Source organism: Pseudomonas sp. 8O, assembly GCF_902506495.1.
In the GTDB taxonomy this organism is placed as follows: Bacteria; Pseudomonadota; Gammaproteobacteria; order Pseudomonadales; family Pseudomonadaceae; genus Aquipseudomonas; species Aquipseudomonas chaetocerotis.
Genome location: NZ_LR733263.1, coordinates 550728 through 562630, shown reverse-complemented (window position 1 = coordinate 562630; position 11903 = coordinate 550728). Strand labels below are relative to the sequence as shown.

10 protein-coding genes are annotated in these 11903 nt (G+C 62.3%); 9 read left to right on the top strand and 1 reads right to left on the bottom strand.

Annotated elements, in window-relative coordinates:
- Nucleotides 1–14 precede the first annotated feature (14 nt).
- The 6 genes from GV002_RS02525 to GV002_RS02500 all read left to right on the top strand — a co-directional run bounded on the left by GV002_RS02525 (nt 15) and on the right by GV002_RS02500 (nt 7091).
- Nucleotides 15–533 (top strand): penicillin-binding protein activator LpoB, encoded by a 519-nt coding sequence (locus GV002_RS02525; RefSeq protein ID WP_160016910.1) that lies wholly within the window; start codon nt 15–17, stop codon nt 531–533.
- 5 nt (nt 534–538) lie between these two features.
- Nucleotides 539–1906 carry a PelD GGDEF domain-containing protein gene (locus GV002_RS02520; RefSeq protein ID WP_160016909.1) on the top strand — a complete coding sequence of 456 codons (1368 nt, stop codon included), beginning with the start codon at nt 539–541 and terminating at the stop codon, nt 1904–1906.
- Complete coding sequence (locus tag GV002_RS02515) at nt 1884–2873, top strand: HEAT repeat domain-containing protein (RefSeq protein ID WP_160016908.1); 990 nt, start codon at nt 1884–1886, stop codon at nt 2871–2873. The genes GV002_RS02520 and GV002_RS02515 overlap by 23 nt, the downstream gene beginning before the upstream one ends.
- Nucleotides 2870–4396, top strand: a complete 1527-nt coding sequence (pelF, locus tag GV002_RS02510) for a GT4 family glycosyltransferase PelF (protein WP_160016907.1) — start codon at nt 2870–2872, stop codon at nt 4394–4396. The genes GV002_RS02515 and pelF overlap by 4 nt, the downstream gene beginning before the upstream one ends.
- Nucleotides 4396–5766: an exopolysaccharide Pel transporter PelG gene (pelG, locus tag GV002_RS02505; RefSeq protein ID WP_160016906.1), complete on the top strand. Its 1371-nt coding sequence runs from the start codon at nt 4396–4398 to the stop codon at nt 5764–5766. Before pelF ends, pelG begins: the two co-directional genes overlap by 1 nt.
- 344 nt (nt 5767–6110) lie before the next feature.
- Nucleotides 6111–7091 (top strand): GntR family transcriptional regulator, encoded by a 981-nt coding sequence (locus GV002_RS02500; protein ID WP_178094552.1) that lies wholly within the window; start codon nt 6111–6113, stop codon nt 7089–7091.
- A 65-nt stretch (nt 7092–7156) separates the two neighbouring features.
- Here GV002_RS02500 and GV002_RS02495 read toward each other — a convergent pair whose 3' ends face one another.
- Nucleotides 7157–8692 (bottom strand): UxaA family hydrolase, encoded by a 1536-nt coding sequence (locus GV002_RS02495; protein ID WP_160016905.1) that lies wholly within the window; start codon nt 8690–8692, stop codon nt 7157–7159.
- Between the two features lie 228 nt (nt 8693–8920).
- Here GV002_RS02495 and GV002_RS02490 point away from each other — a divergent pair, with 228 nt between their 5' ends.
- The 3 genes from GV002_RS02490 to GV002_RS02480 all read left to right on the top strand — a co-directional run bounded on the left by GV002_RS02490 (nt 8921) and on the right by GV002_RS02480 (nt 11897).
- Nucleotides 8921–9424: a TRAP transporter small permease gene (locus tag GV002_RS02490; RefSeq protein ID WP_160016904.1), complete on the top strand. Its 504-nt coding sequence runs from the start codon at nt 8921–8923 to the stop codon at nt 9422–9424.
- A gap of 66 nt (nt 9425–9490) precedes the next feature.
- Nucleotides 9491–10771 carry a TRAP transporter large permease subunit gene (locus GV002_RS02485; protein WP_160016903.1) on the top strand — a complete coding sequence of 427 codons (1281 nt, stop codon included), beginning with the start codon at nt 9491–9493 and terminating at the stop codon, nt 10769–10771.
- Between the two features lie 103 nt (nt 10772–10874).
- Nucleotides 10875–11897 carry a TRAP transporter substrate-binding protein gene (locus GV002_RS02480; RefSeq protein ID WP_160016902.1) on the top strand — a complete coding sequence of 341 codons (1023 nt, stop codon included), beginning with the start codon at nt 10875–10877 and terminating at the stop codon, nt 11895–11897.
- Nucleotides 11898–11903: the final 6 nt, after the last annotated feature.

Below are 11903 nucleotides of genomic sequence, written 5' to 3'. Positions count from 1 at the left end.
AAGGAGGAATGACGATGCAAATCATCCGTTGCCTGACCCTGGTGGTCATTGCAGCACTCGCGACCGGGTGCTCGAGCTTCACCCGCGAAAGTGGCCAGACGCTGCCGCGCGCCGCCGCCTGGGGCGTCGCGCCACTGGTCAACTACGCCCAGACGCCGCAGGCCGGTGAGCGCGCCGAGCAGATCCTGATCAGCATCCTGGCGGAAGAGGGCGTACGCCCGCTCATGTATCCCCAGACACCGCGGCAGGACCTGTTGCTGCAGGACGACCGTGAGCGCCAGATCCAGGCGCTCGACTGGGCTCGCCAACAACGCCTGGCTTACGTGATCACCGGTAGCGTCGAGGAGTGGCAGTACAAGAATGGCCTCGATGGTGAACCTGCCGTGGGCGTCAGTCTGCAGGTGCTGGAGCCGGCGACCGGTCGCGTGGTCTGGAGCTCGAGTGGCGCCCGTGCGGGTTGGTCGCGCGAGAGTCTGGCGGGGGCGGCGCAGAAGGTGCTGCGTGAGCTGGTCGGTAACCTCGACTTCGAGTAATGACGATGCAGTCTGCCCACAAGGATTTCATACTTGCGCCGAGGGCCAGTGGCCGTGTTTCCTGGTGGGAAACCTGCCTGCTGAGCCTCCTCGCCCTAGGTTTCGGCTACTGGCTATCGCCGGACGACCCTCTGCTCGTGGTGGCGTCGTTCCCCTGGATGATTCTCGTACCGATCCTGCTCGGCGTTCGTTACGGATTCCTGCAGGGGCTGTTCAGTGCTGCATTGCTGATTGCTGCGCTGTTCGTGTTTCGGCTGTCGGGGTGGGCGCTCTATCTGGAGATCCCGGCGTCCTTCATCGTCGGCATGTTGCTTTGCAGCATGCTGGTCGGGGAGTTTCGCGACATCTGGGAGCGCCGTCTCGAGCGGCTCAGTCTGGCCAACGAGTACCGCCAGCTGCGGCTCGATGAATTTACCCGCTCCCACCATATCCTGCGCATCTCGCACGACCGCCTGGAACAACGCGTAGCGGGCAACGACCAGAGTCTGCGCAGCTCACTGCTCAGCTTGCGCGAACAGCTGCGTGCCTTGCCGGGTGATCGCGACGCCCTGAAGACCCTGGCTGATACGGTCATTTCCCTGCTTGCCCAATATGGGGCGCTGCGAGTCGCGGGGCTCTATCGAGTCATGGACAACGCTCAGGTCGACCCCCAACCGCTGGCCACGCTGGGGGAAATGGGCGAGCTCAATGGCAAGGATGTGCTGTTGCGCCAGTGCCTGCAGCGCGGTGAATTGGTCAGTGTGCGCTCCGAGGTGCTGGATCGTGGCGAAGGCGCCCGTCATTCCGCGTTGCAGGTCTGTGTGCCGCTGATCGACACCGAAGGCCGCATCCTGGCCGTTCTGGCGATTCAGCAGATGCCGTTCTTCATGTTCCACGAGCGCAGTTTCAGCCTGCTGGCGATTCTGTCCGGGCATATCGCCGACCTGTTGATGAGCGACGCGCAGGCCCTGCAACTGCCAGACGCCGACGCCCAGCACTACTCGCAATTGCTCAAGCGCTCGCTGAGCGATGCGCGCGACCACGACTTGCCGGCCAGCCTCTATGCGTTCGAACTCGCCGAGGAAAATGGAGAAGAGATTCAGCGTCTGCTGGAGGGCAGCCAGCGCGGTCTCGATGTCCAGCTCAAGGTCATCAATGGGCGCGGCAGTCGCCTCGTGCTGGTGCTGTTGCCGCTGACCTCGGGTGAGGGCGCTCAGGGCTATCTGGTGCGTATCAGGCAGCTTTTCGCAGAACGCTTCGGCCAGGGCCGAGATCTTGATTCGCTGGGCATACAGACGCATCAGTTCCTGTTCGAGGGCGGTGATGAGCGCGATGCATTGCGACACTTCCTCTTCAACGAGTGTGCATTGAATGATCAGCAAGTGGCTGTTTAGCGGCGCCGCGCTGCTTGAGGTCGGGAGCTGGGCCAGCGCGGTCAGCGATCTCCCGATTCCTCAAGCCGCGTTGCTCTATGCCTCGGCGCATGGCCTGGGAAGCGCCATGCTGGCTGCCGGGATCTGGCTGCTGCTGCCGCGCCGCTATCGCTACCCCTTGCCCTGGAGCCTGCTGTTCATTTTCAGCGTCTCGTTCTTCATCCCCCTGATCGGGATGATCGGCGTAGCGCTGGCGTTGTTTCCTGCCCTCTACTTGCCGCGCAAGCGCAAGGTGCAGTCCTGGGAGGCGACCGCCGTTCCCGAGCTGCCCTTCCGGCCGCGCGAGCGCAAGCGTGAGCTGATGTTCAGCGATGGCGGGCTGCAGGATGTGTTGCGTCATGCCCCTGACCCCGATCAGCGCCTGACGGCGATCTTCGCCACACGCCGCATGCGCAGCAAGGAGGCCATCCCGATTCTCAAGCTGGCGCTGCGCGATCCATCTGACGATGTGCGTTTGCTGGCTTACTCGATGCTCGATCAACGTGAAAGCCGAATCAACCAGCGTATCGAACAGGCTTTGGCAAACATGGAGAGCGCCAGCACGGATCGCAAGATCGCGCTGCACGCCGAACTGGCGCGTTGGTACTGGGAACTCGCCTATGTAGGCCTGGCTCAGGGCAGTGTTCTGGAGCACGTGCTGCAGCAGGCCTGGAGTCATGTGATGGCGGCGCTGCAGGGCAACTCGGGTGGTGAGCTGCACTTGCTGGCCGGGCGCATCGCCATGGAGCAGGGCAATCTCGACGAGGCCTTGGCGCAGTTCGATCAATCCGCGCAGGCCGGGATGGATGCGGTGCAGTTGGCGCCGTATCGGGCCGAGATCGCATTTTTGCGTCAACGCTATGAGGAAATTCCAGACATGCTGGCGACGATGCCGGCCGAGCTGTTGCAACGTCCCCCCTTCGCGGCATTGGCAAGATACTGGTTATGAGTGAGAAATCCGCTGTTCCCGACGTGCAGAGCGTCGATGTCTGCCTGTTGCTCGAGGGAACCTGGCCCTACGTGCGCGGGGGCGTGTCGAGCTGGATCAACCAGCTGATCCTGGGGCTGCCTGAGCTGACCTTCTCGGTGTTGTTCATCGGCGGTCAGAAGGAGGCCTACGGCAAGCGTCACTACGCCATCCCGGACAACGTGGTGCACATCCAGGAGCATTTTCTCGAAGATGCCTGGAGTTCGATTCCCACCACCAGTACGCGGGCGAGCCAGGAGCTGGCCGAGCTGATGCTGGATGTGCACCGTTTCCTGCACAACCCGGAGGAGCCCAGCGCCGAGCAGGGCGATGCATTCGTCGACACCCTGGCTGCCGGGCGCATCGGCCGTGAGGCCTTCCTGCAAAGTCGTGCCAGCTGGGATGCGATCGTCGACGGCTATACCCAGCACTGCGCCGATCCGTCATTCGTCAATTACTTCTGGACGCTGCGCTCCATGCAGGCGCCGCTGTTCATGCTGGCTGAGGTCTCCAGAACGCTGCCGCGCGCGCGCATGCTGCATTCCATCTCTACCGGGTATGCGGGCATGTTGGGCAGCGTCCTGCAGCGCCGCTGGGGCTGCTACTACCTGCTCAGCGAGCACGGCATCTATACCAAGGAACGCAAGATCGATCTGGCGCAGGCGGGCTGGATCGCCGAAAGCCCCGACGAGCGCCTGAGCACCGGCCTCGATGCGGAGGTCAGCTACATCCGCAGGCTGTGGATTCGCTTCTTCGAGCGTATCGGGCTGATCACCTATCGATCCGCACATTCGATCATCGCGCTGTACGAGGGCAACAGGCGGCGTCAGGTGCTCGACGGCGCTCCCGCGGAGCGTACTCGGGTCATCCCCAACGGCATCGATCTGGCCAGTTGGGATCAGGCGCTACTCAGCCGGCCAGAAGGCGTGCCGCCGGTGGCCGGCCTGGTTGGGCGGGTGGTGCCGATCAAGGACGTCAAAACCTTCATCCGCGCCATTCGTGGCGTGGTCAGCGTCATCCCTGAGGCCGAGGGCTGGATCGTGGGGCCGGAAGAAGAAGATCCGGACTACGCGGCCGAGTGCCATAGCCTGGTGGCCAGTCTGGGGTTGCAGGACAAGGTGCGTTTTCTCGGCTTTCGCCAGGTGCGCGAAGTCATGCCGCAACTGGGCGTTATGGTGCTGACGTCGATCAGCGAGGCGCAGCCATTGGTGGTGCTCGAGGCCTGGGCGGCCGGCACGCCAGTGGTGACCAGTGACGTCGGGTCGTGCCGCGAGCTGGTCGAAGGCTCCAGTGAGGAGGATCGCCAACTCGGCACGGCGGGTGAAGTCGTGGCGATTGCCGACCCGCAGGCCACCTCGCGCGCCATCCTCTCGCTGTTACGCGATCCCGAGCGTTGGAAGGCGGCCCAGGCTGTCGGCCTGGAGCGCGTGCGCCGTTACTACACCGAAGAACTGATGCTCGCGCGCTATCGCGAGTTGTATCGCGAAGGCACGGAGAGCGCGTAATGGCGGGTATAGGCTTTGAACTGAGGAAGATCCTGTCCAGGGACTCCTACACATCGACGATGCGCGCTTACCTGTATGCCGGCCTGATCAGTTCCGGCCCTTGGGTATTGTCGATCATCAGCGTGATGCTCATCGGCGTACTGAGCCTGGGGGCGGTGCTGCCGGAAACGCTGATCGGCCAGTTCCTGGTCACCGTGACGTACCTGATGGCCACGTCGCTGATCCTCACCGGCGGGCTGCAGCTGTTTTTCACCCGCTTCGTCTCCGACCGGCTGTTCGAACGGCGCCTGGACCTGATCCTGCCCAACCTGGTAGGCATCCTGCTGCTGGTGACGATCGTCTCGGGGCTGCTGGCGATCTGCGTGCTGGGCTTGCTGTTCGATCAGTCGTTTTCCTATCGCCTGCTGGTGATGGCCAACTTCGTGGTGCTGTGCAACCTGTGGCTGGTGATCATCTTCCTGTCCGGGATGAAGGCTTATAACCGCATCCTCGGGGTGATGTTTCTCGGCTATTCGCTGATGGTCGCCTCGGCCTATCTGCTGCGCTTTCTCAATATCGACGGCTTGCTGCTGGGCTTGCTGATCGGCCACTCCAGCCTGCTGTTCATCTTCCTCTTCGACATCCTTCGCGAGTACCCGGCCGAGCGCCTGGTCGCGTTCGATTTCCTCAAGCGTCGCCAGGTGTTCGGCAGCCTGCTGCTGACAGGGCTCTGCTACAACCTGGGCATCTGGATCGACAAGTTCATCTTCTGGTTCAACCCCTCGACTTCCGAAGCCGTGATCGGCCCGTTGCGGGCATCGATCCTCTATGACCTGCCGATCTTCCTTGCCTACCTGTCGATCATCCCCGGCATGGCGGTGTTCCTGGTGCGCATCGAAACCGACTTCGCCGAGTGGTACGAGCGGGTCTATGACGCGATTCGCGGCGGGGAAACCCTGCAACACATCGGCTGGCTCAAGGAGCAGATGATCCTGGCGATTCGCCAGGGCCTGATGGAAATCTGCAAGGTCCAGGGGCTGACCCTGGTTCTGCTGTTTCTGCTCGCGCCGCAGTTGCTGTCCTGGCTGGGCATCTCGCACTACTACCTGCCGCTGTTCTACATCGACGTGATCGGCGTGAGCATTCAGGTGGTGTTCATGGCCTTGCTCAACGTGTTTTTCTATCTGGACAAGCGCGCCATCGTCCTCGAACTCTGCGTTCTCTTCGTCCTGGCGAACGGTGCGTTGACCCTGTTCAGCCAGATGCTTGGCCCGACGTTCTTCGGCTACGGTTTCACCCTGTCGCTGCTGCTGTGCGTGCTCCTCGGGTTGTATCGTCTCAACGAGGCGCTGGACGATCTCGAGTTCGAAACCTTCATGCTCAGCCGCTAAGCGGCTTCAGGCGCCTTTGGCCTGACGCGAGTTCGAGGGTGACGGTGAGTGCCCTCGAGCTCAGGTTGAAACAGGGGGCTCGCTGTTGGGGCACAAGCGAAAGCACGACATCAACGGGTTGTGACCGAACGGCTGCTTGCGCTTGCGAGGCACAGGGGATCACCGGTTGCGCTCGTTGTGAGGGCGTGCACATCGGGTGGCGCATGTCGTCATGGTGCAACGAGTTGTCGATAAAGAACATTGCATGCAATAGCTGTTTTGTATGAGGCTGTCATATGTAGGAGTATTGCGGGGTATGGCGCTCTGCGGTTCTTCCCCTTCCCACATACGACCCGAAAACAATAATGAAGAAGCATCTCAACGATCAGTTGTTCGAACTCATCGCAACGAGCATCCGCAAAGGTCGCCTCAAGTCGGGAACGTTGCTGCTCGAAGGCCCCCTGGCGGATCTGTTCGGTGTGAGCCGTTCACCTGTGCGCCAGGCGCTGCTCAATCTGCATCAGGCAGGTCTGGTCTGCACGTTCGACGGTCGTGGTTATCTGGTCGGGGCGCAGCCTGGCAAGGTGTTGCGGCGCACGCTGGAGGCGAGCGATTTCAAACTGACGGATGACCGCACTCAGGCCCCGCGCAAGACGGAAACCTGGAAGTCCGTCTACGATCAGATCGAACGCGACCTGCTGCACCAGTCGCTGTTCGGCACCTATCGCATCAACGAACTCGAACTGTCTCGCCACTACGCCATCAGCCGTACGGTCTCCAGCCAGGTACTGACGCGCTTGTCGCTGATGGGCCTGGTCGAGCGCGACGAGCGCTCGCGCTGGCAGCTCGGGCAGTGGAACGAGGAGCGACTCGGCGAACTCTATGAGGTGCGCCGACGCCTGGAGCCTTACGTGCTGGTGCGCGCTGCGGAGTTCATCGAACCCGAGCGGATCGAGGGTTACATCGAGCGTCTGCACCAGGCCATGGCGCTCTACCCGGACATGGACAGTCGCCAGTTCGACGAACTGGAAAGCGACCTGCACATTGAAACCCTCGGCTGCTGCCCCAACCGGCAGATGTTGCAGATCCTGCGGCGTACCCACTCGTTGCTGCTGTCGGGTAAGCACATCCTGTTGGACAAGAGCTACTTCCCCGATGAAGAACCCTTCTTCCGCGAGCACCTGAGCATCTTCGAGAACCTGCAGGCCGGTCGCCCCGATCTGGCGGCGCAGAGCATGGAGGAACACCTGGTGATCGCCGAGCACAAGGTCAAGCAGCGTCTGGCGCAGTTCCGCGAGCATAACCAGATCGCTGCAGTGCCGTATCTGGAGCGGATCGAAGCCTAGGTCGTTCGGCCTGTGGTACGCACGGTGCACCCTTCGTCTCAGGGTGCGCCGCCTCGCCCAGCAAATCAGGTCACCGCACCCACCTGCCACGGCACGAATTCGTTATCGCCGTAGTTGTACAGCTCACTCTTGGACGGCTCGCCCGAGGCGATCTCGATGAGGATGTCGAAGATCTTCTGCCCGGCTTCGGCGATGCTCAGCTCACCGTCGACGATGCCACCGCAGTTGATGTCCATGTCCTCCTCGAGTTTGCGGAACATCTCGGTGTTGGTGGCCAGCTTGATGCACGGCGCGGGTTTGAAGCCGGACACCGAGCCGCGCCCGGTGGTGAAGCAGATCATGTTGGCACCGGAGGCTACCTGGCCGGTCACGGACACCGGATCGTAGCCGGGGCTGTCCATGAACACGAAGCCGCGCTCGGTGATTGGCTCGCCCCACTCGTACACGCCGTTGAGCGAGCTGGTACCGCCCTTGGCCGCTGCGCCGAGGGATTTCTCCAGGATGGTGGTCAGGCCGCCGGCCTTGTTGCCTGGCGAGGGGTTGTTGTTCAGCTCGGCGCCGTTGATGCGTGTGTATTGCTCCCACCAGGTCAGGCGGTCGAGCAGCTTCTGGCCGACTTCATGACTGATCGCCCGGGCTATCAGCAGGTGTTCGGCACCATAGATTTCCGGGGTTTCGCTGAGGATGGCGGTACCGCCGTGCTGGGCCAGCAGGTCGGCGGCATAACCCAGCGCCGGGTTGGCGGTGATGCCCGAGTAGCCATCGGAGCCGCCGCACTGCATGCCGACCATGATGTGTTCGACGCTTTCCGAGGTGCGCTCCAGGCGGCCGATGGCTTCGAGCATCTCGGTCACCTGCTCGATGGCGCGGGCGATGCTGGCGCGGGTGCCGCCAGCATTCTGGATGTTGAAGACGCGGAAGTTCGGCCCCTCGCTGATGTTGTAGCGCTTCATCAGCGAGCTGACCTGATTGGTCTCGCAGCCCAGGCCGATCACCAGTGCACCCGCCACATTGGGGTTGCAGGCGTAACCCCAGATACTGCGCTCGAGGAACCTGAAGCCTTCCGACTCGGTGTTGATCGCGCAGCCGCTGCCGTGGGTCAGCGCCACCACGCCATCGATGTTGTAGCGCTTGAGCAGTTCCGAGCCGTTGAAGTGCGCGGCCACCGCACGCGAGACAGTCGCCGAGCAGTTCACCGTGGACAGGATGCCGATGTAGTTGCGCGTGCCGACGCGCCCGTCCGGGCGGCGGTAGCCCATGAAGCGGCGGCGCTGCTCCGGCGGCAGCACTGGCGTACGTGCGATGGGCGGCGGCAACTGGTTGTTGGCGTGGCTCTGCGGCATCGACACGTTATGGGTGTGTACATGGGCGCCGGCGGCGATGTCCTGGCTGGCCACGCCGATGACCTGGCCGTACTTGAGCACGGCTTCGCCGGCGGCGATGGCACGGCGGGCGATCTTGTGCCCGGCGGGAATGTCGTCCAGGGCGTTCAGGGCGATGCTTTCCACACGGCTGCCACGCGCCAGGGCTCGGCGGGCGACGGCTACGGAATCCTGGTCGCTGAGGATAACCACGGTCTGGCTGTTGGTGATGAGTTGCATGGCGCGTTCTCGTTGTTGTTGTGATCGTCTGGCCGCGATACTGACAAAAATGAACATTGCACGCAATAATTTGTGATGTTAGTGTCGGCCTCACACGGCTGCTTGTCAGCGCACAAAAACAACAATGTGAGGCTTTCCAGATGGATCATTCCCATCCTTCCGGGAGCGTTGGCTGCCAGCCGACTTCCTGCCTGTACGCCGCCATCGTCCGTCTGCTGGAGTGCCGTCATGCATAAGCTCGTCGACGGTTATTTCACCCTGCTCAAGGTGCTGGCGATCATCTGCCTGGTGACCATGGTGGTGCTGGTATTCGGCAACGTCGTGCTGCGCTACGGCTTCAACGAAAGCATCCTGATTTCCGAAGAGATTTCGCGTTGGGCCTTTGTCTGGCTGACGTTCCTCGGCGCCGTGGTGCTGCTGCGCGAGCGCGGTCACATGAGCGTGGACCTGGCGCTAAGGGCGCTGCCGAGCTGGGGGGAGCGCGGCTGTCTGATCCTGTCCCAACTGCTGATGCTGGCCTGCTCGGGGCTGTTCTTCTGGGGGAGTTGGCAGCAGATGGAGATCAACTGGAACGTGCCATCGCCGGTCGCTGGCTGGTCGATGGGCCTGTTCTACGGCTCCGGTGTGTTCTTCGGTATCTCGGCCTGCCTGATTCATCTCTACGAAGTCGCCCGCCTGGCAGCGGGTGGCGAAATACCGCGCCCCGATCTCCCTGCGGAGCTGCATCAGTAGCGCTTTCCGGCATTTCGCCGGCCTGTCGCTGGCGCTCAATTTCATAATAAGAATCGGAGTGATGTGATGGTCATCATCGCGATATTCGTGCTGTCTCTGCTGGGCGCCATGGCCATTGGCGTGCCCATCTCCTATGCGCTGATCCTGTGCGCACTGGCCATGATGTATCACCTCGATCTGTTCGACGCGCAGATCGTCGCCCAGGGGCTGGTAAACGGTGCCGACAGTTTCCCGCTGATGGCTGTGCCCTTCTTCATGCTCGCTGGTGAGCTGATGAATGCCGGTGGTCTGTCCCGGCGTATCGTCAACATGGCCATCGCCCTGGTCGGCCACATCAAGGGCGGGCTTGGCTACGTCACCATCCTGGCGGCCTGTGTGCTGGCCAGCCTGTCGGGCTCGGCCGCGGCCGATGCCGCTGCACTGGCCGCGCTGCTGGTGCCGATGATGGTCAAGGTGGGGCATGACAGGGCGACCGCCGGTGGTCTTGTCGCTGCGTCAGGCATCATTGCCCCGGTTCTGCCGCCCTCGATTGGCCTGATTCTGTTCGGCGTTGCGGCCAACGTGTCGATCACCAAGCTGTTTCTCGCCGGTATCGCTCCCGGTCTGATGATGGGCGCTTCGTTGTGTCTCGCCTGGGCCATCATCTCGCGCCGCGAGACGCTCATTACCCGCCCGCGAGCACCGATGCGAGAGGTCGCCAAGGCGTTCTACGAAGGTATCTGGGCACTGCTGCTGCCGGTAATCATCCTGGTTGGCCTGCGCGCCGGGATCTTCACGCCCACGGAGGCGGGGGTGGTGGCTGCTGTCTATGCGTTGTTCGTGTCGCTGGTGATCTACCGCGAGCTGACCTGGAAAAGCATGTACCAGGTGCTGGTGTCTTCCGTGATGACCACCTCGATGGTGATGTTCCTGGTGGCCTCGGCGATGGTCGCAGCCTGGATGATCACCGTCGCCGACCTGCCGAGTTCGGTGGTCGAGGTGCTGGAGCCGCTGATGGACAGCCCGCGTCTGCTGATGCTGCTGATCGTCGCCATCATCGTACTGATCGGCATGGCCATGGACATGTCACCGATCATCCTGATCCTGGCCCCGGTGATGATGCCGGTGGCGGTCGCGGCCGGTATCGACCCGATCTACTTCGGCGTGATCTTCGTCATGACCTGCGCCATCGGGCTGATCACTCCGCCTGTGGGGTTGGTGCTCAACGTGGTGGCCGGTGTGGCGAAGATCGACTTCGTCGCCACCGTTCGCGGTGTGCTGCCCTTCCTGCTCGCCGAACTGTTGGTGATCGGCCTGCTGCTGGCCTTCCCGCAATTGCTGCTGATACCCGCGCAGTGGCTCTACTGATCGACAACGCCGCATTCGTCGTGTTCTGACGGTGAATGCGCAACGGGCTGTTTCGCCCATTTCCCCGCCATGCGTGGCGGCAATAAAAACAAGAGGAAACACCATGACGTTCATCCCTAAAGCCCTCGCCGCACTGCTTTGCTCTTCGGCCCTGCTGCTGTCTGCCGCCACTCAGGCTGCCGAAGAGATCAATCGCCACAACTTCAAGGTCGCCTTCGTCCAGGCCAAGGATCACCCGCACGGCCTGGGCGCGCAGAAATTCGCCGAGATCATCAAGGAGAAGAGCGGCGGCAAGATGAAGGTCATGGTTTTCGCCAGCGGCACTCTGGGTGGCGATGCGCAGGTGATCTCGTCCGTACAGGGCGGCACTGTCGACATGACGCTGGTAACTCCCGGCCTGCTCTCTGGTATCGAGAAGGGTTTCGCCCTGTATGGTCTGCCGTTCCTGTTCCAGGACACCGAAGAGGTCGACGCAGTGCTCGACGGCCCAGCCGGGCAGAACCTGCTGACCACCTTGGAACCGCACGGCCTGATCGGCCTGGGTTACTGGGATCATGGCTTCCGCCACGTCACCAACAGCAAGCATCCGGTCGAGAAGGTCGAGGACCTCAAGGGCCTGAAACTGCGCCTGCAGCAGATACCTACTGCCATCGAATCCTTCCGTACGCTGGGTGCCAACGTGGTGCCGTTGTCGTTCACCGAGCTCTACACCGCGATGGAAACCCGCACCGTGGATGGCCAGGAGAACCCGCTGGCAGCTATCGAGACTTCAAAGTTCTACGAGGTGCAGAAGTACCTGTCGCTGACAGGCCACTTCTACGATCCACTGGTGGCGATCTTCAGCAAGCGTACCTGGGACAAGCTCAACGAAACCGAGCGTGAGCTGGTACGCAGCGCATCTCTGGAAGCCCAGGCCTACGAACGCAAGGTCTCCCGCGAAATGGACGTCAGCTCGCGCCAAGCGCTGGCCAAGCATGGCATGCAGATCAACGAAGTCGCGCCTCAGGAAATCGAGCGCATGCGTGAGCAGGTGCGTCCGACCGTCGAGAAGCTGGTGGCCGAATATGGCCCTGAGCTGATGGCCGAAATGAACGCCGAGATCGCCAAGGTGCGCAACGCTCAGTAACCCTTT

Coding starts and splice junctions, on each gene's coding strand:
- GV002_RS02525 (WP_160016910.1), top strand. CDS start 15: ATGCAAATCATCCGTTGCCTGACCCTGGTGGTCATTGCAGCACTCGCG.
- GV002_RS02520 (WP_160016909.1), top strand. CDS start 539: ATGCAGTCTGCCCACAAGGATTTCATACTTGCGCCGAGGGCCAGTGGC.
- GV002_RS02515 (WP_160016908.1), top strand. CDS start 1,884: ATGATCAGCAAGTGGCTGTTTAGCGGCGCCGCGCTGCTTGAGGTCGGG.
- pelF (WP_160016907.1), top strand. CDS start 2,870: ATGAGTGAGAAATCCGCTGTTCCCGACGTGCAGAGCGTCGATGTCTGC.
- pelG (WP_160016906.1), top strand. CDS start 4,396: ATGGCGGGTATAGGCTTTGAACTGAGGAAGATCCTGTCCAGGGACTCC.
- GV002_RS02500 (WP_178094552.1), top strand. CDS start 6,111: ATGAAGAAGCATCTCAACGATCAGTTGTTCGAACTCATCGCAACGAGC.
- GV002_RS02495 (WP_160016905.1), bottom strand. CDS start 8,692: ATGCAACTCATCACCAACAGCCAGACCGTGGTTATCCTCAGCGACCAG.
- GV002_RS02490 (WP_160016904.1), top strand. CDS start 8,921: ATGCATAAGCTCGTCGACGGTTATTTCACCCTGCTCAAGGTGCTGGCG.
- GV002_RS02485 (WP_160016903.1), top strand. CDS start 9,491: ATGGTCATCATCGCGATATTCGTGCTGTCTCTGCTGGGCGCCATGGCC.
- GV002_RS02480 (WP_160016902.1), top strand. CDS start 10,875: ATGACGTTCATCCCTAAAGCCCTCGCCGCACTGCTTTGCTCTTCGGCC.